The organism is Thermostichus sp. MS-CIW-30 (genome assembly GCF_054058015.1).
In genome coordinates, this window is the sequence record NZ_JBSRZW010000011.1 from 58,743 (window position 1) to 80,800 (window position 22,058).

A 22,058-nucleotide genomic window follows, 5' to 3' on the forward strand; every position below is an offset into this window, starting at 1 on the left:
CTACGCTCCAGAAAAGTAGGCTGTCTATCTTAAGCACCTCTTGCAGTGTATGCTGGCCCGCCCAATCCTTGGGGCGGGAAATGCGACAACCTAAGCCGATTGCTGCCAACCTCAATTATGCCTAAGCTGGTCATTGTCGAATCTCCCACCAAAGCCCGTACCATCCGTGGATTCTTGCCCGCAGGGTACGAAGTTCAGGCCTCGATGGGACATGTGCGGGATCTCCCCGATTCGGCATCTGAAATTCCAGAAGAATTGAAAGGAGAAGAGTGGAGCCGCCTGGGGGTCAATGTCCACGCCGACTTCGAGCCCCTCTACGTCATCCCCAAGGACAAAAGAAAGGTGGTCAAGGAGCTGAAGGAAGCGCTCAAGAAGGCGGACGAGCTGATCCTGGCCACCGACGAAGACCGCGAAGGGGAAAGCATTAGCTGGCACTTGCAGCAGGTGCTGCAACCCAAAGTGCCCACCCGCCGCATGGTGTTCCACGAGATTACCCGCGAGGCCATTCAGGAGGCGCTGCAAAACTGCCGTGAGGTGGATGAACAACTGGTGCGTGCCCAGGAGACCCGCCGCATCTTGGATCGCCTGGTGGGCTATACCCTGTCGCCGCTGCTGTGGAAAAAAATTGCCCCCAAACTCTCGGCAGGGCGGGTGCAGTCGGTGGCGGTCAAGCTTTTGGTGGATCGAGAGCGGGAGCGGCGCGCCTTCAGAAAAGCCTCCTACTGGGATCTCAAAGCGGAGCTGCAGCCCAAAACGACCGTCGCCGGCCAGCAGGCTGTCTTTCCAGCAGAGCTGGTGAGCTTGGGTGGCAAACGCCTGGCCAATGGGCAAGACTTCGATCCCAGCACCGGCCAGCTCATTGCCGGGCGGGATGTGGTGTTGTTGGATCAGGCCCAGGCCGAGGCCCTGCGGGATCGCTTGCTGGGAAAAGCCTGGATCGTCAGCTCTGTGGAAGAGCGCCCCTCCACCCGCAAACCTGCCCCTCCCTTTACCACCTCCACCCTGCAGCAGGAGGCCAACCGCAAGCTGCACCTGTCGGCCCAGCAGACGATGCGCATTGCCCAAAAGCTCTACGAAGAGGGCTACATCACCTACATGCGCACCGATTCGGTCCACCTGTCGGAGCAGGCCATCCGCGCTGCCCGCGCCTGCGTGGAGTCGATGTACGGCAGAGAATATCTCAGCCCCGAGCCCCGTCAGTACACCACCAAAACCAAAGGGGCGCAAGAAGCCCACGAGGCCATTCGTCCTGCTGGATCAGAGTTTCGCCTGCCCAGCCAAACCCCCCTCTCCGGCCAGGAGCTGGCCCTCTACGACCTGATCTGGAAGCGCACCGTCGCCAGCCAAATGGCTGAGGCGCGGCAGACCCACACCATCGTACTCATCGCCGTAGACGATGCGGTGTTCCGGGCCAGCGGCAAGCGCATCGATTTTCCCGGCTTTTTCCGCGCCTATGTGGAGGGATCCGACGACCCCGATGCTGCCCTAGAGGATCGGGAGGTGCATCTGCCCCTGTTGCGGCAGGGGGATCCCCTCCGCTGCCAGAAGCTGGAACCCGTTGCCCACGAAACCCAGCCTCCAGCCCGATATACGGAAGCCTCCTTGGTCAAGGTGTTGGAAAGTGAGGGCATTGGCCGCCCCAGCACCTACGCCACCATCTTGAATACGATCATGAGCCGTGGCTACGTCAGGCCGATGGGGAATGCCCTCGTGCCCACCTACACGGCTTTTGCAGTCACCGAGCTACTGGAAAAATACTTTCCCAACCTGGTGAATACCCGCTTCACCGCCGAGATGGAGCAAACGCTGGACGACATTGCTTCTGGACAGGCGGAGTGGCTGCCCTATCTGCGCCATTTCTTCTTGGGCGAGCAGGGTCTCGAGGGACAGGTGAAGGCGCGCGAGCTGGAAATTGATTCCGGCCTGGCCCGCTCCATCCATCTGGAGAACCTGCCTGTCAAGATCGGCATTGGCCCCTATGGCCCCTATGTAGCAGTTGAAACTGAGTCTGGAGAGGTGCGCGCCAACTTGCCGGAGGATATTCCCCCCGCCGATCTGAGCGCAGAACACATTGCGGAGCTAATCCAGCGGAAGCAGGAAGGCCCCAAGCCCATTGCCTTTCACCCGGAAACCCAAGAGCCCATCTACGTGATCCCGCAGGGCCCCTATGGCCCCTATGTGCAGTTGGGGGAAGTTTCTGAGGACAACAAAAAACCCAAGCGCACCTCCCTGCCCAAAGGGTTGAAACCGGATCAGGTCACGCCAGAGATTGCCTTGGGGTTGCTGAGCTTGCCTCGCACCTTGGGGGAACACCCGGAATCGGGGAAAAAGGTGCAGGCCGGTATTGGCCGCTTCGGCCCCTACGTAGTCTGTGATGGCGATTTTCGCTCTCTGCCCGCCGAGGAGGATGTGCTGACCATCAGCCTGGAGCGGGCGCTGGAGCTGCTGGCCCAGCCCAAGAAAAGCCGTGGGCGCGCCTCGGCCAAGCCCTTGCGGGAGCTGGGATCCCATCCTGAGGATGGCGAGCCGGTTCATCTGCACGACGGCCCCTATGGGCTGTATGTCAAACATGGCAAGGTCAATGCCTCTTTGCCCAAAGGGATCCCTGCCGAAGCGGTTACCCTGGAAATGGCCCTGCAGGTGCTGGCTGAAAAAGAAGTCTCTTCTGCAGAGGTCAAGGGGAAAAGCCGCTCGACCGGCAAAGCGGGCTCCTCGGTCAGTAAAACCCAAGCCAAAACTGCCTCCAGCAGCCCTACAGCCCAGCCGGCTGGAGATGCTGTGCCGCAGAAGCGGCGTAAAGCACAAACCACTTCCACCGGCGGCGGGATGGCCAAAGAGCCGCAAGCGAATGGGTCAGCCCAGGTGGGATCCCGTCCCACCATTGTGAAGATCACCCCCAAAGCCCCCGCCTGAGGTCAGCTTCTTGGGGTGCGATGGCCCAAGGTCGCCTGCTCAAGGTGGCTTAGGGGTTAGCCATGTAACAGTTTTGCTGACGACACAACTGCTTCAAGGGCCGCAAGCAGCGGCCACAGCGGCTTCCCGATTGGCAATGCAACCCATTGCTTCTGCAAACGGCAAGGGATCCTGCTGCTGGCGCTTGAGAATCTGGGCATGTTCCAGCTCACTGCAGTAGCAGTAGGCAGGATGGCGACGATGGGGGTGTGCAAGGGACACGGGAGTAAATGAGAGTTGGAGTCGGGGCCAACAGCCTTCAGCTCAACGTTATCACCTGGGTGCCGGGGAAGTAGTGATTGAGGATTTGCGGCGCTGTGTAGCCCTGCTCGGCCAAGCCGCGGGATCCCCACTGACACAGTCCCACCCCATGCCCGGCTCCGCGATAGGTAAAAAGGTACACTTCCTGCTGGCCGGCCTTTGGCTGGAGACGTTCCCATGTGAAGCGGTTGCTGGGGAGGATCCCCCAACCCAGGGTTTGGCCAAGGCGCAGCACAAACTCTTGGCCAGTCAACAGTTGGGATCCAACGCGGATGCGCAGGGGGCGACCCCAGGGATCCGACTGCACAATCTCCAGATCGCCGTTGCCGAAGGCTGGCTCCAACTCCCGTCGGCTGAGCCGGACGCTGTGAGGGCCATAGAAGGGAGAGGCGCGACACCCGTCACAGATCACCCCTTGTAGGTAGGGGCGGGCGGGTGGGGCAAAAATATCCTGATTGGCGCTGGTGTGGCCCCCACAGGTGGAGTGAAACAGAACCTCTATCGGCTGGCCGGCATGGGTTAGGATCTGCCCTCGGGTTGCCCGCACCGCAGCAGTGGTCGCCGCCGTCTCATAGGCCAGGCCACCATAGAACTGGTGGGCGGTGGAGTCTTGCAATGGCCTTATCGGGGCAGAGGGCCATTCTCTTCTGGGGCCGGGGTGCAGATGGGGAATGGCCAAAGTGCGGGCCAAGATGGCTTGCGCCTGCAAGGCGGCGGCTGGCCAATCGGCAGGCATTTCGCTGGGCACCAAAGCCAGCAGATAGTCTTCCAACTTGACCCAGTTCACCAGATGCAGGCGACCTGAACCCTCCGGGCAAATCTGTACCCAACCCCGATAGCGACGCTCCTCCCCTGCGAAGCGGCGCAGGGCTCCCCCCTGTAGCCAAAGGGATCCCTGGTAGCGACGAGGCTGTCCCGGCCCGGTCAGAAGGAGCTCTTGGCGGCGAACCTGTAACTTCCAGGTGCCTGTTGGAAAAGGCTGCTGATTTAAAACAAAAGGGCCCATCAGCTCCAACTCGACCAAGGGATCCGCACTCCAGCGGCTGAACAGCTCCACGGCCAGCCAATCTCCGCGCCCGGACGTTTGGGCCTGCCGAGAGCCTCCCCAAACAGCCCACAGGGATCCCAGCACCATCGCCCCCAACTGTCGTCGCCGCATAGGCCCCATCCGGGCATCCTCTATCGATAGACCATTCCCCCAGAAATACTGTCAAGATGAGCTGGCCAGCAAAGGATCGTATCCCAGTTGCTGGGTAAGCCGGGCGCGGGCCAATTCCCGATATTCCCAAAAGTGTTCTCCTGCAGCGCAGAGGCCCAAATATAGGTTCAGCAGGCTCGGTTTCTGTCGCCAAATCGTCCATAGCTGCCGCCAAAATTGGGCGCGGATTTCGGGATGAAGGATCCCTTGCCGCCAGATGAGTTGTAGAAGCAGATGGATCCCTTTGCGAAGGGGCAGCTTCATCATTTGCCGCCGGCCATCTTTGATGCCGATATTCAGGCATTGTTGCAGGCAGCGAGACAAATATCGTGCAGGATCATACAGTTTCCAAAAACTTTCCAGATACTCTCGGGCAATCTCCGATAGAGAACGGGTGGGAATGAAATTCATCAGCGTATTTTGATCGCCGAACTCAGTCACGCCGATCCCTTCCAGCAAACGTTCCTCCTTCTTCAAGCGATTCCAGAGTTGCGTGTTTGGCAAAGCCTGTAAAATGCCTAACATCGGCTGAGGAATACCGGTTTGCTCGACAAAAGCCTGAATGCGCTCCCCTGCTCCTGGCCGCTCTCCATCAAAGCCCAGAATAAACCCAGCATAGATCAGCAGTCCGGCCTCGTTGATCTTGCGACAGGCCTCCACCAAAGGGTGACGGGTATTTTGTAGCTTTTGAGTCATCTGTAAGCTGTCTTGGTCTGGGGTCTCAATGCCCAAAAAGACAGCATAGAAACCCGCCTCTACCATTAACCTCATCAGTTCTTCATCTTCGGCCAGGTTGACTGAAGCCTCTGTCATAAAGGTAAATGGATAGTTGCGCTTCTGGCTCCAGGGGATCAGCTCTCGTAAAAATCGCTTGACGTTGCGCTGATTGCCGATAAAATTGTCATCCACTACAAATACCGAACCCCGCCAGCCCAAGTCATAGAGGGCCTGTAGCTCAGCTAGCACTTGACTTGGCTCTTTGGTTCTTGGCTTGCGTCCGTAAAGAGAGATGATATCGCAAAACTCGCAATTGAAGGGGCAACCTCGTGAAAACTGGACTGACATCATGAAGTATTGATCCATGGGCAGCAGATCAAACCTTGGCAAAGGACTTTGGGTTACATCCGGTTTTTCCGCAGCCCGAAAAATGCCCGACTCTTGCCCAGCTTCTAGAGCCTTGACAAAGGCCGGTATGGTCACTTCCCCTTCATCCAAAACCAAATAGTGAGCACCAGATTCCAGGGCATCCTGTGGCACAGAAGTTGGATAGGGTCCGCCCACCGCTACTTTTTTGCCCAACTGCACCGCTTTGCGAATGAGGGCGTGGAAATCCTGCTTCTGCACCAACATGGCTGACAAGATCACCAGATCGCACCACTGCCAATCGGCTTCTGTTTCATCAGCTACATTGCGATCCACAAAGCGAATCTCCCAGTGTTGGGGCAGCAAAGCAGCAACGGTGATCAAGCCCAGAGGTGGCATTAGCGCTTTTAGCCCCACCATCTCAATGGTGCGATTGTAAGACCAGAATGATTGAGGAAAACGCGGATAGAGCAGCAACGCCTTCATACCAACCAGCTCCTGAGTTGCAGATCGACCAACTTGATCCCCTACTGGTTTCCTATCGATTTGCTAGGCTTAGATAAAGCAGCCACAGATCAAACGCCTGCTCGCAATATCCTGCTGATGTTAGCCATTGGCAGATCTTGTGCAGGCTATCTGTGGAGAATCCTATGGTTCTGCGGCAAAAACTTAGCGGGCAGGGCCAATGGAGTAAAGCTTATCGGGATCCCTTAAAGTTGGTTTTGGTTATCGTCGGGCTGAGTGTTGACGTTCCCCTAGCGTACCCCCTGCAATCTTGAACCAAACCCTGCCCTCTCACGGCTGGGGACGAAGTCAGTTCGGCGCACCTTGCTCAAAAACCTGCTGAACCAAGCCGCTGACGATGGAAAGTACAATTGCGCCGATAAACGCCCAGCCGAAATTATCGATGTTGAAAGCATTCCCGGCCAGCTTATCGGCAATGACCAAGCAGATGCCGTTCAAAATTAGCCAAAACAAGCCCAGGGTAAGAATTGTAATCGGCAGGGTGATCAACCGGAGAATCGGCCTGACCAAACCATTGACCAGACCAATGGCCAGAGCCGCCACCAAAGCACCCCCGAATCCAGAGACGTGGATCCCGGGCAAAAGCCAAGCCAGGATCATTACACTCAAGGCTGACATCAGCCAGGTGGCCAAAAGAGTTGCCATGCTCCCTCCTCTGCCCTGATGGGGCCGCGATTTTGCCCTCTATGCTAGCCGATCTGCTCAGGGATCCCTTGCGCAGAAACCTCTTCAGGGCTGTAAGTTTGCAGGGCCAAAGCATGAATGCTCCGCCCCATGTGTTCCGCCAGAGCGGCATACACCAGGCGATGTCGCTGTAGGGTCGTTTTGCCGACAAACGAAGGCGACACTACTTGAACTCGGTAGTGCCCTCCTGTCCCGCCCCCGTGGCCGATGTGAAGGTGGGACTCATCCTCCACCTGCACATGAAGAGCCTGCAGCTTCTCCATCAGGTGCTGCCGAAGGTAGTCGGGGGTAAGCATGGCAACCCCTCTGGATGAGATGGGATCCCTTAAGATTGAGCCGTGGCCTTAGCAAAGGCTGCCTCGACCAGCGGACGCAGCTCGTTGCGGGCGTGCATCTCTTGGATGATGTCGCAACCGCCCACAAACTCCCCATCAATATAAATCTGCGGGATAGTAGGCCAGTTGGAAAACTCTTTAATCCCCTGGCGGATCTCAGGATCCTCGAGTACGTTAATCGCCGTGTAGGGGAAGCCCAAACTATCCAGCACACGAACGGCGGCATAGGAAAACCCACATTGGGGCATTTCCGGGGTGCCCTTCATGTAGATGAGCACCTTGTGGGTGCGGATTTGCTCACGGATTTTCTCTTCCAAAAGGGGATCCAGCATGGTGTTCAGCCACTATAGCGACAACAGTCGATAGGCAAACTAGCATCCTATCGAGATCTCATTTTCGTCTACTTTTAACATGCTCGACACTTTTCCCACGGTTGGGCCGAGAGATTCTCTCATAGACTCTGTTCTACGGACGCCACCAGCAAGCCCCATTGCCCAGGGCTGGCCCAAGCCCCCAACCTATCCAACCTATCCAGGCAGCGACCCCAGGATCCATGTTAATTTCTACACCAACATGGTTAGCGACAGGGTCGGCGACAAACCTCAAACCCTGATTCTTCCGTTGACCCGGTCGATCCCGCTCTGGGCAAGGGTTTCAGGCCCCTCGGCGGAGAAAAACAAGGGGAAATTGCAGCCGAAAACAAGACCTCTGGGCAAGGGTTATAATCGGGGGGAGTCGCTTCCCTTCGGGGAAGTGGAATTAATGGAAACGCTGTAATTAAATTTCAACCCATGAAGTTTTTTGAAAAATACCTTACCGTTTGGGTCTCGCTATGCATTGCTGCAGGCATTGGTCTTGGGAAAATACTGGGGAATTCTGTTTCGGTGCTTGAAAGCTGGCAGATATATACCATCAACATTCCGGTAGCGGTGTTGGTTTGGATGATGATCTACCCGATGATGGTACAGATTGATTTTTCATCGATAGGCGGTGTTTCAAAAAATTGGAAAGGGCTGGCGCTGACAGTTACTGTAAACTGGCTGATCAAACCTTTCACCATGGCATTATTTGGATGGATTTTCTTTAAAAATCTGTATGCTACCTGGATCACTCCGGAAGATGCAGACCAGTACCTGGCAGGCGCCATTCTGCTGGGTGCCGCACCCTGCACAGCCATGGTGTTTGTGTGGAGTTATTTGGTAAAAGGCGATGCCAATTATACGTTAATACAAGTTTCAGTCAACGATCTTATTCTGCCGGTTGCATTTGTACCCATTGTAAAATGGCTGCTGGGAGTAACCAACATACAGATACCGTATGAAGTACTGATTACTTCGGTGGTTGTTTTTGTTGTTATACCGCTAACTACGGGTTATCTGACCAATCGGATATTGCCTCAACGAAAAGGAAAGGATTGGTTTGAACAAAAATTTCTTCCGGCACTTCGTCCTGTTTCCATACTAGCATTGCTTTCAACCCTGGTTTTACTCTTTGCCTTTCAGGGCGAACACATACTGGATCATCCATACACCATTTTGTTGATAGCCATACCACTGACCATTCAAACCTACTTCATATTTTTTATAACCTGGCTGGGTGGAAAATTGCTCCGTTTATCACATCCGGTTTGTGCACCGGCTGCGATGATTGGTGCCAGTAATTTTTTTGAACTCGCAGTTGCCGTGGCCATATCACTTTTTGGTCTTAATTCAGGTGCGTCGTTAGCCACGGTGGTTGGTGTACTCATAGAAGTACCCATCATGTTATCGTTGGTAGCCATCGCTAACAGTTGGAGGTATTAAATAAATCCAGATAAGTAACATTTCCCCATCCACTTCGCAATTGGAATCTGATTCTGGCGGCGGTTTGAGAAGCATACGGGCTTAAATCTATTGTCTTGGTTGCCCATTGTGATGGGGTAGGTACAAATGCAGTGGTCATATCAGGTGCTGTAGCCAATGGACTCGGGCCTGTATTATTACCATAAGATGCTAATCGTATCCAAGTATTGCCACAACCAGTGGTGATACTTACTATTAATGAATCAGTCGCTTCCCTTCGGGGAAGTGGAATTAATGGAAAAATTAATGGAAACAAACCAAGTGATCCCCTTTCACTTCCAGCCAGTGCCCACCTGGATAATCGGGGCTACGGCTGCCTCGGTCTGCTTTTAAGAGCTGGATCCCGGCTTCTACCTGGTCAAAGGTGGGGTGGTGGGGCAACACCAGGGACAAAAACTGGAACATTACCTGCCGCTGCAGAGCCAAGGGGGCAGCCCGCAAGGGATCCCGTCGCAGCCCTGGCAAAGCGGGCTCATATACCTGTGGCCATAGCTGAGCTGCTTGAGCTACCACCAGCTCATGTTCTGCTTGCAGCAGTGTGGCAGCCCGATTTAGGGCCGCTTCCAGTTGCGGATTAAAGTGCTGCTTCAAGTAGGGCATCACCTCCAGGCGGAGACGGTTGCGGCAATGGGCCAGATCTTGGTTGCTGCGATCCGGCCAGACCGGCAATTGGTGCTGCTGGCAAAATTGTTCGGTTTCCCAACGGTATAGACCCAGCAGGGGTCGCACCACCTGGGCAGAGGTGGGATCCCGGTCGTCTAGGTGCCGCTGCCAATCCAGGCTGCTCAGCCCGGCGGCTCCTGTTCCCCGCAACAAGTTCCACAAAAACGTCTCTGCTCGATCCGTGGCCGTATGCCCCATCACCACGGCGCTGCAATCCCAGATGCGGGCCCATTTGTCCAGTTGTTGGTAGCGCCAAGCCCTGGCCCCTGCTTCGTCTCGGCGGATGGGATCCGCAGTCTCAACAGCATGAGGCAGTCCCTGCTGCTGCAGCCACCCCTGCAAAAAGCGAGCACACTCCGTTTCATCTGCCGACCAGCGGTGATCGCAATGCAAAACGAAGAGCTGCCAGCCCCAGCGAGGCTGTAGATCCCGCAGGATTTGGAGCAGGCAAAAAGAATCTTGCCCGCCCGAAAAAGCCACCAGCAGTCGCTGGCCAGGGTGAAGAAGTTGCCGCTGCCGAATGGCGCACTGTACCCGCAGGTGGAGAGGAGAGAGCCTGGCCACAGCTTGCTATTGCTCAGGTGCAACCCAGACCCTGCCTGCCTTCATGGGATCCCTTAGGCAAGAGCTCGGGTCAGATGAGAGGCCACCGCCTGCACAGCAGCAATGCTGCGCTCGTAGGCCATTCGGGTCGGCCCCAGCAAGGTGACCGTACCCAGAGGAGCTGAGCGACGGTGGTAAGTGGAGGCGATAACCGTACAGTGGTGCAGAGACTCCAGTGGATTCTCGCTGCCAATGTAGATGATCACCGGGGTCTTGCGGGCAGACTGTCCCGACTCCTGATCCATCTCCGTTGAGCTCGGCAGAGAGGGCAAACCCCCATCGGCAAAATGGAGCCCAATCATCCCCTGAAGTTGCTTGGCTCCCTCCTCGATCAACTGCATCACTGCCTGCACCTGCCGGGCCTGGGAAAACTCCGGCTGACGCATCAACTCGGCCATACCGGCACTGAACACCTGCCCCAGAGAGGGCTGTAGACAGCGTTGCACCACCGAGCGCAGCAGTTGCTGGAGCCAATGGCCGTAGGTACGAAATTCTTCATCCAGTTTCAGCCAGCTCAGATCCTGCAACTCGGCAAAGGTTTTGCCCCGCAGCTTCAGGGTGAGAAAGTTGCTGAGCAATTGCAATTCATCTTCCAAATCCTCTCGGGAGTCGCTGGGCCAGTCGGGGGGGCTGACCAGAGCTGAATGGGTTTGATAGGAGTCGGTTACCACCAACACCATCACCCGCCCTGGCGCTACCGACACCAACTGCACATGATGAATGGCTACCACCGGCCCCTGAGGAGGAGTGATGAGAGCAATGCAACCGCTCAGATGGGCCAAAAGCTGAGCTACCCTTTGCAGGAGGCTGTCTAGGTCGTCTCCCAGCTCACGGCCAAGCTGATCCATCAACTGTTGCAGAGCGGGATGGGGATCCGGCTGAGGAGCATCGTGGGGGATCCCACCGCTGTTGGCAGAGGTCAACAAATCGTTGACATAAACCCGATAGCCAAAGTCGGAAGGAACCCGTCCGGCGGAGGTGTGAGGCTGAAACAGCAATCCCACTTGCTCAAGGGTGGCCAGGTCGTTACGAATGGTGGCCGTGCTCACCCCAAAGTTGTAGGACTGGGCCAAGGTTTTGGAACCGACAGGTTCAGCCGTCGCAATGTAGCTGCGCACCGTCGCCCAGAGAATCTTCCGCTGGCGGGGAGTCAGTTCGAGTTTCATAGCCGATCAAAAGAACCCAGTCAACGCCTATCAAAGGAAACTGTTAATACAGAGCCGGTAAATTGCTCCAGGATAAACCAACTCAGAGCTGAGATAGGAATCCAGACAGACTTTTACATCTTCTAATCTATATGCATCTATTGTTACTCTTTATATAGCGGGTTGCCTAGGAAGGAAGTTGCAAAACCCGATGTCGGAAGAGGTTGAGACTGCTGCTTGTGCAGGAGAGAGTGAAATCTCTTGTAGCCTGGGCTCCCCTTTTTTGCCCAGAGGTGGTAGAAGATGAACTACGGCTAGCCACCTTGTTGCGTAGCAACAGTCCGCTGCGCCAAGACTGGGGATTTCTGCGCATGAGTTCGGTCAACTCTAGGCCAACTGGGCCTGCTGCTGTCCCCCCTGTATCCTTTTTTATCTTTGAGGTTGTCCCGTGTACTTATCCCCCCAGGAGAAAGACAAGTTGTTGATCTACCTGGCTGCCCAGTTGGCTCGGGATCGGCGGCAGCGGGGCCTCAAACTCAATTACCCTGAGGCGGTGGCCTACTTGAGCGCAGCAGTCTTGGAAGGGGCGCGGGAGGGGAAAACGGTCGCCCAACTGATGAGCGAGGGGCTGACGTGGCTGACCCGCGAGGACGTGATGCCCGGGATCCCAGAGATGATCCCGGAAATTCAAGTGGAGGCTACTTTCCCCGACGGAACCAAGCTGGTTACCCTACACCACCCCATTCGCTAGGGATCCCCCAGATGCTCCAAAGACCCAGAGACTTCAGGAGGTCGTCCCCATGGCTCGCCAATCCAGAACCAACCCTGCTGCCAACGCAGAGCCGGCCCTGATCCCAGGGGAACTGTTGCTGGCAGAGGATCCCATCCAAGCCAACGTCGGACGGGCCACCGTGACCCTGGAGGTTACCAACCGAGGGGATCGGCCCATTCAGGTGGGATCCCATTTTCACTTTTTTGAGGTGAACCGAGCCCTGGTTTTCGATCGCGCCGCCAGCTTTGGCATGCGCCTCAACATCCCTTCCGGCAACGCAGTGCGTTTTGAGCCAGGGCAAACCCATCGGGTAACGCTGGTGGCTTTGGGGGGCAAGGGGTTGGTGCATGGCTTCAATCGGCTCACGGAGGGCACGATACGCTCCGCTGCCCAGAAGCGGCTGGCTCTGGCCCGATTGCAGGAGTGGCTGGGTGAAGCAGCCCATCCGTAGGGGGAATATGCCCCCCTCAAGTGTGCAGCTTTGGGCAGCGGTGTCAAGGCTCAACCCCATCCCCGTCTCTGCTCAGATTCAGGACAGTAGGGCTATCCTATTTCTCCTCTAGGAGCTGACAGATGTCAGAGCGCGAGACTGTCTTGTGGATGTGGGTGCAAGGCTTGGGGCTAAATCTTTCTGGGTTGGCGCTGTTGGCAGCAGCAGGCGCCGCCTTTGGGCCTCTCAGTTGGACAGGTGCAACGGTGGCGGTGATGTTGAAGCTCATTGGGGATAGCCAACTGGTGCGGGGCTACTGGCTCTGGCAAAGCCAGCGGCAACAGAAGGGATCCCAGCCCGTCAGCTCAGCAGCGGCAGTGCTCCACAGTCAAGCTTGAGACATTGCCCGGCACTTGTCCGGTCTCCGACTCGAGAATGCCAACGCGACCACCTCTACTCCCTTCTGGCACTGGCAAGCCTCACTGTACAAGCCTCACTGTAAATGAGCCACGGTCACTCCAGTACCGCCGTCTTCGGGATCAGCGGCTGAAAAACGCTGAACGCGCGGGTGATTTTGGAGATAAGCCTGGACGCCGGCTTTCAGGCGCCCTGTGCCGTGGCCGTGGATGATCCAAACCGGGCCGGGAGGAGCTTGGGCAAAGTGCTGTTCCAGAATGGCCTCAGCATCAGCAACGGTTTTCCCCCTCAGATCGAGGGTGTTCTGGCTGGTGCGCAGGTTCAGGGGAGCGGTGGCTGCAGGGGAGGGAGGTGGGGCTTTGGGGCGTTGGCGTTGCTTAGCCTGGTGTTCATCAATGGGATCCAACTGCCCCCGTGGCACTGTGAATTTGAGGATGCCGCTGCGCACTACATATACATCTCCTTCGATGGCGATCACCTCTCCCGTCTGCCCCAAGCCTCTCAGCCGCACCCGATCTCCCACCTCTGGCACAAACTCCATATCCACGGGCGGCGGTGGGGGAGAGTAGCGCTGCTGGATTTGCGCCAGCTCGGCAGTAATGCGTTGGGGATCCTCTCCCTGCTGCAATCTGCGGATGGCGGCAGCCACTTCCTGACGGGCAGCAGCCAACAGGGCTTGCAGTTCTTGGTTTTGCTTCTGCTCCAGCCGGGCTTCTCGCTCGGCGATTTGGCGGCTGCGCTGCTGCATTTGTTGATGTAGGCTCTCCAGCTCTCGATGCAGGGATCCCACCTGGGCCGCCCGCTCTTCCAATTGAGCCCGCTGCGCTTCCAGGCCGGCAATGACCCTATCCACCTGGCTTTCCCCTTGCAGGTGCCGCTGGGCCCGCCGCAGAATCTCTGGATCCAACTGCAGCCGTTGAGCAATGGTCAAGGCATTGGAGCGGCCTGGGATCCCCCACAAGAGGCGATAGGTGGGGGCCAGGGTGACCTCGTCGAACTCCACTGAGGCATTTTCAAAGCCGGGATGTTGGTATTTCAGGGCCTTTAGCTCGCCGTAGTGGGTGGTAGCCAGGGTGAGCAGTGCCCTTTCCGAGAGGTACTCCAATAGCCCAGCCGCCAGGGCAGCTCCTTCGGTGGGATCCGTGCCCGCCCCCACCTCATCCAACAGGACAAGGGCCGGCTCTGGAGTGGACTGCAGGGCCTGTACCATACGGCTGATGCGGCGGATGTGCCCTGAAAAGGTGGAGAGATTTTGTTGCAGCGATTGTTCGTCCCCAATGTCGGCGTAAACCCCGTCGAACCAAGGCAGTTGGGGCGGATCTTGAGCCGGCAGGAAGATCCCCGCCTTGGCCATGAGCACCAGCAGGCCCAGGGTTTTCAGGGCAACGGTTTTGCCGCCGGTGTTGGGGCCGGTGATAACCACGACACGAATGGAGTCCGCGAGGGTGAAGTCGATAGGGACAACGGCAGAGCCTTGACCCTCCGAAGGGGCAGCGGCGCGGGACTGCCAGAGCAGCAGGGGGTGCTTGGCCTGACGCAGGCGCAATCCTGCCGAGACAAACTGGGGACGATTGCCGTCCAGCCAGAGGCTGTAGCGACCCCGAGCCAGAGCCACATCCAACCCCACCATCACCCCCTGCAAATGCTCCAGATCGGTGGCCACGGCTGCCACCTGAGCCGAGAGCGCGGCCAAGATCCGCTCTTCCTCCGCCTGAATCTGAGCTTGGGTTTCTCGCCAGCGGTTGCCCAGTTCCACCACAGCGTAGGGCTCCACATAGAGGGTGGCTCCACTGGCAGAGCTGTCGTGCACAAGGCCGCGGATGAGATCCCGATGGGTGGCCTTGACCATCAGGACAAACCGCCCCTGCCGCTGGCCAATCAGGGTATCCTGCAGCGCCTGGGGGTACTGGCTCATCAACTGTTGCAGGCGCTCCTGGATCTGGCTGCGCTGTTGCCGTTGCTGCTGGCGCAGATTGGCAAGGGCAGGGCTGGCGCTGTCCCGCACCTCACCATGCTCCTCCAGGCAGCGGAAGATCTCCTGCTCCAGCTCCGGGTAGGTGCGCAGGTTGCTCACCCAGGCCTGCAGGTGGGGCAGATGGTCATGATCATCGATCAGGCGGCGGATGCGGCGGGCTGCCCCCAGAGTTGTAGCGATCTGCACCAGCTCTTCCCCGCTCAGGATCCCCCCCCGTTCGGCCCGTTCCAAAGCCGGCAGCAAGTTGTGGATCCCTGCCATAGAAAGTCCCCCGGCCTGTGTGCGATCGAGGCGGATCGCCTCTTCCGTCTGCTCAAGGTAGGCTTCGCTGTCGGCGCGGCTCTGCCAGGGATCCAGCTCCAAGCAGGCGCGGCGGCCCAAGGGTGTGGCCGCAAAGGTGGCCAAGTGCTGACAAAGGCGGGGCCACTCCAGCAATTCCAAGGTTTCTTGCCGTTCGCCTTGGCAGGCCGTAGGCCTTGGGGAGGGATCGGGCTTGGAGAAGACTGGCAGCGGGTGCAAGGTGGGGACGGTGGGCATTAACCATTCAGTGATGCAAGGAACCCTGGAGACGCAGTTGCTTCATCTCTTGCAAAAACTGCTGTTGATACTTGAGGAAGGCTGTGTGCCACTCGCGGAAGCGACGTTCGCCATCCCGCACCAGCATCTGGCGGTACTGCTCTGAGTTGAGACGGGGCTGAGCAAAAGATGGGTTCATAGGGATCGGGGACGCTCTCCATCCTATTGTGGCAGGCTCTGGGTCGGCTTCCACAGATAGCTTTTGGTGAGAGGGGCACGCTGATAATGGCGCCGTTGTCTCACGCGCTGCCTCTGGTGATCTTCCCAAGAAGCTGAGCTCACCGAAAAACTGGGTTCAAAGCCCCGCCCTACCGCTGTGGGGTTCGCCTTGGGTGTCCTGTGGAGGGTGGAAGTGAGCTGCATTCACGGCCAAACTGAACCTCACAAGCCTGCCATACTGAAGGAAGTTGCTGCACTCAAAACACTCAAGATCCGTGCGCAAACGAGTCACCCTCATTTTCCCCCGCCATTTGGTGAATGTGCCTCTCACCTATCGGTTGGCCAAAGACTTCGATGTGGCTGCCAATATCGTGCGCGCCAGGGTAGCCCCCAACGAAGTGGGTACTTTGGTGGTGGAGCTGTCGGGGGATATCGACCAGGTGGAAGCAGGCTTGGAGTGGGTGCAGTCTTTGGGCATTGAGGTGACTGAACGGGCCAAGGAAATTCAAATCGACCCAGACTTGTGCGTGGACTGTGGATTGTGTACGGGAGTTTGCCCAACCGAGGCCCTGAAGATTTCTGCTCCCAGCTGGAAGCTGGAGTTCTCTCGCAACCGCTGTGTCATGTGCGAACAGTGTGTTGCCACCTGCCCCGTTGGGGCGATCAGCACCAGCTTGTAGTCAGTTTGTGGTCAGTTGGCTGAGTTACGAACTCCCCCAAGCTGACAAATCCCTTTACAATCCTGTTAGATTTGTTGGACATAGGTCTAGCTGCGGAGCGCACTCGACATGGCTTCTACTACATCGTTGATTGGGTTAACTTATGCCGGTTTGGCTGTTCTCTATTTGCTGGTGCTGCCTCTGTTGTCTCTGCTGTACGTGGACAAACGCTGGACTTCAGGCAGTGCTTGGGAAAAGGTGCTGATGTTTTTCTTGGTCTTGTTTTTCTTTCCCGGCATGGTGCTCTTGGCTCCCTTCATGACGTTTCGGCCCAAGCCTCGGTCGCTGTAAGGTCAGCCGTTTGTCGGATCCACTGAGCCATGCGCAGATTGGACGTTCTTGGCATAGGCTTGGCCCTGCTGCTGGGGGGAGGGATCCTCTATGGCCTGCTGCTTTGGGCGGGCTTGGATACGGGGGCTGCGCAGCAGATATCGAGCGTGGTGCTCCTGCTGGCCTGCTTGGGGTGGACTTTTGGCTACCTGAAGCGGGTGCTGCGGGGGGAAATGACCCTGAAGGCTCAGTGGGCCAGCTTTGAGACCCAGCAGATTCAAGAGAGGCTCCGCTCCCTCTCCCCAGAAGAGTGGCAGGCCCTGCAAGCTGAATTGGAAAGTGAGAAAGAAGGGATCCCGGATTGGGTTGAGCAGGAGAAACATTGAGGCCATTGGACAGGCCGCACCCAGAAATGGGCTGTCGGCTGCTGGGGATCCGGATTTAATCCGGATTTAATTTGTAGAGTGTTGGGCCTAAACAGCAGCACTTGTATATCCGGTCACCATTTGCTCCTCTTAAGGATGCTACACTGCGCCTTGCACAAGATTCTGACGTACGACGGATCATCAAGTGGTGCAAGCCTTTGCCTTTCCTTCTACTCACATCTCTCCATCCACTGTGAGAAAAACCATACTGCTAGCTCAGGGCCAGCCCTCGCAAATTCATCTCTGGAAGTTGGCGCTGGAGTCTCAGGGGCACTCTGTGGTGCCGATTTCCCCACGTGAAGATCTGCTGGAGGTGGCAGCAAGTCAGCCTCTGGATTTGGATCTGATGGTGGTGGACATGACGACGGGGCTGTTTAACCCCTATGCCTTTTGTCGAGAGTGCCAAAGTAAGCTGCCCAACATCCCTGTGATCCTGACTCATCACCCCCGTCGCCACATCGAGCCTGCAGAGCGGCGCTGGGCAATTTATCAGGGGGCAGCAGATGTGATCCCTGGCTTGGCGGAGGCCGGCGACCTTCTCCACTCCCTCGAACGGATTTACGAGGCTGCCAGGTGGTTTTTGCCTATTGACACGGAGGCGCTCCATAGGGCTCTGAAGCAAGCGGGCTTATGGCCGGCGGAGGTCAGCCGTACATCTTCTTCCACCCCTCCCCCGCAGCCGAGCGCCCACTCTCCCACCGCCCCTCCACAACCCATCACCGCGGAAGGGGATCCAGGGCAAAAAGACTTGACCCCGCAGGTGAAGTACCGACTGATGTACCGGGGTCGCCCTGTCGATTGAGGTACTCGTTCCAACCTGCCGTCACTCGTTTTTCCTCGTAGCTTCTCGTAGCTTCTTGCCCTGCCAGGGTTGAGCTGCCGATTGGCAACGAGCAGGATGCAATCGCTGCAGCCCCGGGCAGCAGGGCATGGCCTCGCCGTGCAAGCTACCCGTCTTGTTCAGCGTCAATGTATCAGCGAAGTCTGCTGGCAGAAATTGTGGAATGGATCACCTGGCCAGCAGAGGGGCCTGCAGAACTGATAGAGTTTTGGCACCTCTGCCTTCCCATTGCCCATGACCAAGCCCAAAGCCGGGATCCTCTACAACGACGCCAAACCCGCCGCCAAACGCAGCAGCGAAACCCTAGCCCGCTGGTTTCAGGAGCAGGGCTGGGAAGTCTGTGTGGCCCCCAACTGGAGCGGTATCCTCGGTTATGCCAAGCCCGACAGCCCCATCTGCCTGACCAAAGTAGATAGCCTGGCTCCGGCTGGATTTGATCAAACCATGAAGTTTGCGGTGGTGTTGGGGGGAGATGGCACCGTCTTGGCAGCAGCACGGCAACTGGCCCCCAAAGGGATCCCCTTGTTGGCGGTGAATACGGGCCATCTGGGCTTTCTGACGGAGACCTACCTTCCTCACCTAGAAGAGGCAGCCAGTGCCGCCATTGCCGGGGAATACACCCTGGATCGCCGCAGCATGTTGCTGGTGCAAGCCTACCGAGGGCAAGAATTGCGCTGGGAGGTCTTGAGCTTAAACGAGATGGTGTTGCACCGCGAGCCTTTGACCAGCATGTGCCACTTCGAGATCACCATCGGGGATCACTCACCTCTGGATGTGGCTGCCGACGGAGTCATCTTGGCTACTCCCACCGGCTCGACGGCCTATGCCCTCTCGGCGGGTGGGCCGGTGATCACACCGGGGGTGCCGGTTTTGCAGCTGATTCCCATCTGCCCCCATTCCATGGCGTCGCGGGCCTTGGTCTTCCCCGATTCGGAGGAGGTATGGATTAGCCCCGTTACCCCTCAGCCACTGGTTTTGGTGGTAGATGGAAATGCCGGCTGCTACATCATGCCGGAAGACCAGATTCGGGTGGTACGTGCCCCCTATTGGACAGATTTGATGCGCCTGCGCCGACCGGAATTTTTCCGGGTTATGCGAGAGAAGTTGGGGTGGGGACTGCCCCACGCTTCCAAGCCCACGTCGGTGGAGTTGCCTTAACTTTGCCGAGGCAGGACAAGCCATAGCTGCAAAATGGCCAATGCCCTTAACAACTCCACCCCTCTGTCGCTATGATGGTTAGGCTCGGAAGCGGATGTGGCGGAATTGGTATACGCGCACGTTTGAGGGGCGTGTGGCTTTGCCTTGCGAGTTCGAGTCTCGCCATCCGCATTACGCAATTAGTACGCGTTATTCATTAGTCCCTCTCCCAGAGAGGGAGAGGGGAAGCTGGCTTCGGCCTTTGGCACTATTCCCGAACGGCACCCTGCAGGCGTGCGCCCCAGGTGCGAGCAAAGCGCAGGTCAGCCCCAACCAGGTTGGCGTCGCGTAGATCGGCCCCCCGCAAGTCGGCGCCGTACAGGGATGCAGAAGAGAGATCGGCCCCCCGCAGGTTGGCCCCCCGCAAGTCTGCCCCCTCCAGGTAAGCGCCACTCAGGTTGGCTCCGCTCAATTGGGCCCGTCGCAAATTGGCCCCCACCAGGTAAGACTGGCTGAGATCGGCACCTGTCAAGATGGTGCGCTCCAGATTGGCCTCGATGAGATCGGAACCGCTGAAATTGGCCTCCGCCAAATCCAGATTGCTCAGCTCAATGGATCCCAGGCGGCAGTTGGGACAGGTGCGGGAAGCCATGAGGTAGCGCATAAAACAAGAGTTGTAGGTTGTGGCTGCGGCAGAGGAAGCCAAGGCTGCCGTGGCCAGTATTGCCCAAATGGCGGGAACTTTGAGATTGAGGTTCATGGTTACCAAGCCTCACAATTTTGAAGGTTTACGTGAAGGGACACAGCAGAGGGGGATGGTTCTGCGCTGGTCACATGATAGTGGCATCTTCTGGCTTCGGCCACTCCGCAGGTCTGTCTGGCCCACCTGATAGCAGGCTCTCTCAGGGCGGGATGACGTTTGGAGTCCTATCGTCCCGAAGCTGCCGGGCCGTTGCCAACACTGGGAAGGGGTGGATCTTTGAGCAGCGGCTGCACCCAATGCCAAGACAGTTGCCCCAACCCCACCAAAACCCCGAGTATTGCCGAGGAAGTCAGGACGCGATCCCAGCGGATTTCCCGCCAGCCGGCAGGGCTGGTTGTTGGCCTTCTTGGGTTGAGTTTCTCGGCAACAGGAAGCGGGCGATGGCGCAAAAAGTGCCCACAGCGACGACAGCGATAATCGGAGTTGGAGTTGAGCCAGTAGCAAGCTGGGCAGCGAAGCATGGGAAGGCCAGGGATCCCCTAGTGAAATGATCCCATTTTGAGGGGGGCGAGCAGTTGCCGTGAGCTATGAGAACCCCATTAGGGATCCCTCCGGTTGGCTTGAGAGGGATCCACTTTGCCTACACTCCCCTGGATTGTGGGCGGGGTTTGGGGCATCTTTGAGGAAGTAGCCTGTGCGCTGCGGCAGCCGGGATCCCTGTCGGTTGGAGAGAATCAGCCCTACAGAATCAGTAAGCATTGATCAGCAGCCCTGTGCCGGCCCTATGCAGATCTACTTAGAAAACATCTGTAAGCGCTATGGCCGCCGTGAGGTGGTGAGCGACGTTAGCCTGAACATTCAGCAGGGGGAAATCGTGGGGCTCCTGGGCCCCAATGGGGCGGGGAAAACCACCACGTTCTACATCATGACTGGCCTGATCCAGCCCAACCGCGGCCATGTCTGGTTGGATGACCAAGACATCACCCACCTGCCCATGCATCGCCGGGCCCAATTGGGGATCGGCTACCTGGCCCAGGAGCCGAGTATTTTTCGTCGCCTCAGCATCCAAGACAACCTGCTGCTGATCATGGAGCAAACGGGGGTGCCTCGCCGCCTCTGGCAGCAGCGGCTCAACCAACTGCTGGAGGAGTTTCGCATCGCCCACGTGGCCCACAGCCTGGGCCTGCAGGTATCGGGGGGGGAGCGTCGCCGAGCGGAGATCGCCCGTGCCTTGGCCGCTGGGATCCACGGGCCGAAATTTCTGCTGCTGGATGAGCCCTTTGCGGGGGTGGATCCCATCGCGGTGGCGGATATTCAGGAGGTGGTGGCCAAGCTCAAGCAACGGGGCATCGGTGTTTTGATTACTGACCACAACGTGCGGGAGACGCTGGAGATCACCGACCGGGCCTATATCCTCAACGACGGGGCCATTTTGGCCAAGGGCACGGCGGCGGAGCTGGCGGCGGATCCCTTGGTGCGCAAGTATTACCTGGGGGAGAAGTTCCGTCTCTAGGGCAGCTCCAGGTCACCTCCAGGAGTACAGAGCTCGCAGGCGTTGGCTTTTCTTGTGCTGGTGGGTCTGCATCCGAGCCAGCAGCTCGTCCAGGAGGGCAACCGCCTCCAGCAGGTAGGGGCCCTTGTTGAGCATCACACATTCGGCGCGGGCAGACATCACCGCATCGGAAAGCTCAGGCCGCGAGGGCAAGCCCTCCTTGGTGAGCTGATCCAGCACCTGGGTAGCCCAGACCACCGGCACCTGGGCTGCCTCGCAGATCCACAGCAGTTCCTCCTGGATCTCGCCCAAGCGCAGCCAACCGATCTCCACAGCCAGATCGCCACGGGCAATCATCACCCCCAGGGGCCGGCAGCCGGCAACGGTCGCGATCAAGGCCGGCAGATTTTTTACCGCCCGCTGCGTTTCCATCTTGAGGATCAAGCCCAAATCGGGGCGAGCCTGCCGCCGCTCCAGCTCAGAAACCAGCAACTGCAAGTCCGCTGGCTGCTGGACAAAGGAATAGCCCACCAAGTCGGCATGCCGCACCACAAAGTCCAGGTCTTGGCAGTCTTTGTCGGTAAGGGAACGGATCTGGAGCTGACTGTCAGCTAGAAATCGCAGGAGCCCCGCACTGTACCCATAGGGTCAGTGCCGGGAGGAATGCGAGGTTACAATATAACCATGACCCAAGTCCTGACCGTCTCCTGCAAGCTCAAGGTACCCCAGTCGCAAGCCGCCAAATTGGACGCGACGATGGAGGCTTTTGGCCAAGCCTTGAATTGGGTCAACCAGAACACGCCGGAGAAGATCGTCAACGCGGTCAAGCTGCAATCCCTTTGCTACTACGAG

24 protein-coding genes, 1 tRNA gene and 2 pseudogenes are annotated in these 22,058 nt (G+C 57.8%); 13 read left to right on the forward strand and 14 right to left on the reverse strand.

The features are described 5' to 3' along the window. Positions 1-117 precede the first annotated feature (117 nt). Positions 118-2,913, forward strand: coding sequence for a type I DNA topoisomerase (gene topA, locus ACVWXW_RS06830; protein WP_457403306.1), 2,796 nt, complete (start codon positions 118-120; stop codon positions 2,911-2,913). 93 nt (positions 2,914-3,006) lie between these two features. Here topA and ACVWXW_RS06835 read toward each other — a convergent pair whose 3' ends face one another. From ACVWXW_RS06835 to grxD, 6 genes are all read right to left on the reverse strand, one after another. Continuing rightward, the gene (locus ACVWXW_RS06835) at positions 3,007-3,174 is read right to left on the reverse strand and encodes a hypothetical protein (protein WP_457403307.1); all 168 of its coding nucleotides are present in this window, start codon (positions 3,172-3,174) and stop codon (positions 3,007-3,009) included. 37 nt (positions 3,175-3,211) lie between these two features. After that, a complete protein-coding gene (locus ACVWXW_RS06840) occupies positions 3,212-4,372 on the reverse strand; it encodes a SpoIID/LytB domain-containing protein (RefSeq protein WP_457403308.1) in 1,161 nt (386 codons plus the stop codon). 51 nt (positions 4,373-4,423) lie between these two features. Beyond that, positions 4,424-5,980: a B12-binding domain-containing radical SAM protein gene (locus ACVWXW_RS06845; protein WP_457403309.1), complete on the reverse strand. Its 1,557-nt coding sequence runs from the start codon at positions 5,978-5,980 to the stop codon at positions 4,424-4,426. A gap of 327 nt (positions 5,981-6,307) precedes the next feature. Beyond that, entirely contained in the window at positions 6,308-6,664 is a 357-nt protein-coding gene (locus ACVWXW_RS06850; RefSeq protein ID WP_457403310.1) for a phage holin family protein, read from the reverse strand. Positions 6,665-6,708: 44 nt separating this feature from the next. Beyond that, complete coding sequence (locus ACVWXW_RS06855) at positions 6,709-6,999, reverse strand: BolA family protein (protein ID WP_414383123.1); 291 nt, start codon at positions 6,997-6,999, stop codon at positions 6,709-6,711. Positions 7,000-7,028: 29 nt separating this feature from the next. Continuing rightward, positions 7,029-7,370 carry a Grx4 family monothiol glutaredoxin gene (grxD, locus tag ACVWXW_RS06860; RefSeq protein ID WP_011433932.1) on the reverse strand — a complete coding sequence of 114 codons (342 nt, stop codon included), beginning with the start codon at positions 7,368-7,370 and terminating at the stop codon, positions 7,029-7,031. 459 nt (positions 7,371-7,829) lie between these two features. Here grxD and arsB point away from each other — a divergent pair, with 459 nt between their 5' ends. Next, positions 7,830-8,840, forward strand: coding sequence for an ACR3 family arsenite efflux transporter (gene arsB, locus ACVWXW_RS06865; protein ID WP_414328751.1), 1,011 nt, complete (start codon positions 7,830-7,832; stop codon positions 8,838-8,840). Positions 8,841-9,122: 282 nt separating this feature from the next. Here arsB and tilS read toward each other — a convergent pair whose 3' ends face one another. Both tilS and hrcA read right to left on the reverse strand, forming a co-directional pair. Further along, entirely contained in the window at positions 9,123-10,106 is a 984-nt protein-coding gene (gene tilS / locus ACVWXW_RS06870; protein ID WP_457403311.1) for a tRNA lysidine(34) synthetase TilS, read from the reverse strand. A gap of 53 nt (positions 10,107-10,159) precedes the next feature. Then, the gene (hrcA, locus tag ACVWXW_RS06875; RefSeq protein WP_414344420.1) at positions 10,160-11,311 is read right to left on the reverse strand and encodes a heat-inducible transcriptional repressor HrcA; all 1,152 of its coding nucleotides are present in this window, start codon (positions 11,309-11,311) and stop codon (positions 10,160-10,162) included. Positions 11,312-11,738: 427 nt separating this feature from the next. On the opposite strand from hrcA, the gene ACVWXW_RS06880 reads away from it, so the two are divergent. The 3 genes from ACVWXW_RS06880 to ACVWXW_RS06890 all read left to right on the forward strand — a co-directional run bounded on the left by ACVWXW_RS06880 (position 11,739) and on the right by ACVWXW_RS06890 (position 12,890). Beyond that, on the forward strand, positions 11,739-12,041 hold the full coding sequence (locus ACVWXW_RS06880) for an urease subunit gamma (RefSeq protein ID WP_011433938.1): 303 nt from the start codon (positions 11,739-11,741) through the stop codon (positions 12,039-12,041). A 49-nt stretch (positions 12,042-12,090) separates the two neighbouring features. After that, positions 12,091-12,513: an urease subunit beta gene (locus ACVWXW_RS06885; protein WP_457403312.1), complete on the forward strand. Its 423-nt coding sequence runs from the start codon at positions 12,091-12,093 to the stop codon at positions 12,511-12,513. 122 nt (positions 12,514-12,635) lie between these two features. Beyond that, positions 12,636-12,890: a hypothetical protein gene (locus ACVWXW_RS06890; RefSeq protein ID WP_011433939.1), complete on the forward strand. Its 255-nt coding sequence runs from the start codon at positions 12,636-12,638 to the stop codon at positions 12,888-12,890. A gap of 95 nt (positions 12,891-12,985) precedes the next feature. On the opposite strand, the gene ACVWXW_RS06895 is transcribed toward ACVWXW_RS06890, so the two are convergent. Continuing rightward, the gene (locus ACVWXW_RS06895) at positions 12,986-15,421 is read right to left on the reverse strand and encodes an endonuclease MutS2 (protein WP_457403313.1); all 2,436 of its coding nucleotides are present in this window, start codon (positions 15,419-15,421) and stop codon (positions 12,986-12,988) included. 7 nt (positions 15,422-15,428) lie between these two features. After that, complete coding sequence (locus ACVWXW_RS06900; RefSeq protein WP_414344414.1) at positions 15,429-15,599, reverse strand: hypothetical protein; 171 nt, start codon at positions 15,597-15,599, stop codon at positions 15,429-15,431. A gap of 295 nt (positions 15,600-15,894) precedes the next feature. On the opposite strand from ACVWXW_RS06900, the gene ACVWXW_RS06905 reads away from it, so the two are divergent. The 6 genes from ACVWXW_RS06905 (at position 15,895) to ACVWXW_RS06930 (ending at position 19,203) form a co-directional block, all read left to right on the forward strand. After that, positions 15,895-16,299 (forward strand): NIL domain-containing protein, encoded by a 405-nt coding sequence (locus tag ACVWXW_RS06905; protein WP_414344412.1) that lies wholly within the window; start codon positions 15,895-15,897, stop codon positions 16,297-16,299. 108 nt (positions 16,300-16,407) lie between these two features. After that, entirely contained in the window at positions 16,408-16,629 is a 222-nt protein-coding gene (ndhL, locus tag ACVWXW_RS06910; RefSeq protein WP_414331907.1) for an NAD(P)H-quinone oxidoreductase subunit L, read from the forward strand. Between the two features lie 29 nt (positions 16,630-16,658). After that, on the forward strand, positions 16,659-16,994 hold the full coding sequence (locus tag ACVWXW_RS06915) for a DUF3007 family protein (protein ID WP_457403314.1): 336 nt from the start codon (positions 16,659-16,661) through the stop codon (positions 16,992-16,994). A 319-nt stretch (positions 16,995-17,313) separates the two neighbouring features. Beyond that, complete coding sequence (locus tag ACVWXW_RS06920; RefSeq protein WP_457403315.1) at positions 17,314-17,835, forward strand: response regulator; 522 nt, start codon at positions 17,314-17,316, stop codon at positions 17,833-17,835. A gap of 273 nt (positions 17,836-18,108) precedes the next feature. Next, on the forward strand, positions 18,109-19,032 hold the full coding sequence (locus tag ACVWXW_RS06925) for an NAD(+) kinase (RefSeq protein ID WP_457403316.1): 924 nt from the start codon (positions 18,109-18,111) through the stop codon (positions 19,030-19,032). 90 nt (positions 19,033-19,122) lie between these two features. Next, positions 19,123-19,203, forward strand: a tRNA-Leu gene (locus ACVWXW_RS06930). Between the two features lie 76 nt (positions 19,204-19,279). On the opposite strand, the gene ACVWXW_RS06935 is transcribed toward ACVWXW_RS06930, so the two are convergent. The 3 genes from ACVWXW_RS06935 to ACVWXW_RS06945 form a co-directional block, all read right to left on the reverse strand. Beyond that, the gene (locus ACVWXW_RS06935; RefSeq protein WP_457403317.1) at positions 19,280-19,771 is read right to left on the reverse strand and encodes a pentapeptide repeat-containing protein; all 492 of its coding nucleotides are present in this window, start codon (positions 19,769-19,771) and stop codon (positions 19,280-19,282) included. Between the two features lie 167 nt (positions 19,772-19,938). Continuing rightward, a complete protein-coding gene (locus tag ACVWXW_RS06940; protein ID WP_011433947.1) occupies positions 19,939-20,235 on the reverse strand; it encodes a hypothetical protein in 297 nt (98 codons plus the stop codon). A gap of 64 nt (positions 20,236-20,299) precedes the next feature. Continuing rightward, the gene (locus ACVWXW_RS06945; protein WP_414332112.1) at positions 20,300-20,473 is read right to left on the reverse strand and encodes a hypothetical protein; all 174 of its coding nucleotides are present in this window, start codon (positions 20,471-20,473) and stop codon (positions 20,300-20,302) included. Between the two features lie 25 nt (positions 20,474-20,498). Here ACVWXW_RS06945 and lptB point away from each other — a divergent pair, with 25 nt between their 5' ends. Beyond that, the gene (gene lptB / locus ACVWXW_RS06950; protein WP_011433949.1) at positions 20,499-21,227 is read left to right on the forward strand and encodes an LPS export ABC transporter ATP-binding protein; all 729 of its coding nucleotides are present in this window, start codon (positions 20,499-20,501) and stop codon (positions 21,225-21,227) included. 12 nt (positions 21,228-21,239) lie between these two features. Here lptB and ACVWXW_RS06955 read toward each other — a convergent pair. Beyond that, positions 21,240-21,815: pseudogene (locus tag ACVWXW_RS06955) on the reverse strand (pyruvate kinase); the annotation flags it as partial. Positions 21,816-21,890: 75 nt separating this feature from the next. Here ACVWXW_RS06955 and ACVWXW_RS06960 point away from each other — a divergent pair. Continuing rightward, a pseudogene (locus tag ACVWXW_RS06960) lies at positions 21,891-22,058 on the forward strand (RNA-guided endonuclease TnpB family protein); the annotation flags it as partial.

Coding starts and splice junctions, on each gene's coding strand:
- topA (WP_457403306.1), top strand. CDS start 118: ATGCCTAAGCTGGTCATTGTCGAATCTCCCACCAAAGCCCGTACCATC.
- ACVWXW_RS06840 (WP_457403308.1), bottom strand. CDS start 4,372: ATGCGGCGACGACAGTTGGGGGCGATGGTGCTGGGATCCCTGTGGGCT.
- ACVWXW_RS06845 (WP_457403309.1), bottom strand. CDS start 5,980: ATGAAGGCGTTGCTGCTCTATCCGCGTTTTCCTCAATCATTCTGGTCT.
- ACVWXW_RS06850 (WP_457403310.1), bottom strand. CDS start 6,664: ATGGCAACTCTTTTGGCCACCTGGCTGATGTCAGCCTTGAGTGTAATG.
- ACVWXW_RS06855 (WP_414383123.1), bottom strand. CDS start 6,999: ATGCTTACCCCCGACTACCTTCGGCAGCACCTGATGGAGAAGCTGCAG.
- grxD (WP_011433932.1), bottom strand. CDS start 7,370: ATGCTGGATCCCCTTTTGGAAGAGAAAATCCGTGAGCAAATCCGCACC.
- arsB (WP_414328751.1), top strand. CDS start 7,830: ATGAAGTTTTTTGAAAAATACCTTACCGTTTGGGTCTCGCTATGCATT.
- hrcA (WP_414344420.1), bottom strand. CDS start 11,311: ATGAAACTCGAACTGACTCCCCGCCAGCGGAAGATTCTCTGGGCGACG.
- ACVWXW_RS06885 (WP_457403312.1), top strand. CDS start 12,091: ATGGCTCGCCAATCCAGAACCAACCCTGCTGCCAACGCAGAGCCGGCC.
- ACVWXW_RS06890 (WP_011433939.1), top strand. CDS start 12,636: ATGTCAGAGCGCGAGACTGTCTTGTGGATGTGGGTGCAAGGCTTGGGG.
- ACVWXW_RS06895 (WP_457403313.1), bottom strand. CDS start 15,421: ATGCCCACCGTCCCCACCTTGCACCCGCTGCCAGTCTTCTCCAAGCCC.
- ACVWXW_RS06900 (WP_414344414.1), bottom strand. CDS start 15,599: ATGAACCCATCTTTTGCTCAGCCCCGTCTCAACTCAGAGCAGTACCGC.
- ndhL (WP_414331907.1), top strand. CDS start 16,408: ATGGCTTCTACTACATCGTTGATTGGGTTAACTTATGCCGGTTTGGCT.
- ACVWXW_RS06915 (WP_457403314.1), top strand. CDS start 16,659: ATGCGCAGATTGGACGTTCTTGGCATAGGCTTGGCCCTGCTGCTGGGG.
- ACVWXW_RS06925 (WP_457403316.1), top strand. CDS start 18,109: ATGACCAAGCCCAAAGCCGGGATCCTCTACAACGACGCCAAACCCGCC.
- ACVWXW_RS06935 (WP_457403317.1), bottom strand. CDS start 19,771: ATGAACCTCAATCTCAAAGTTCCCGCCATTTGGGCAATACTGGCCACG.
- ACVWXW_RS06940 (WP_011433947.1), bottom strand. CDS start 20,235: ATGCTTCGCTGCCCAGCTTGCTACTGGCTCAACTCCAACTCCGATTAT.
- ACVWXW_RS06945 (WP_414332112.1), bottom strand. CDS start 20,473: ATGCTTACTGATTCTGTAGGGCTGATTCTCTCCAACCGACAGGGATCC.
- lptB (WP_011433949.1), top strand. CDS start 20,499: ATGCAGATCTACTTAGAAAACATCTGTAAGCGCTATGGCCGCCGTGAG.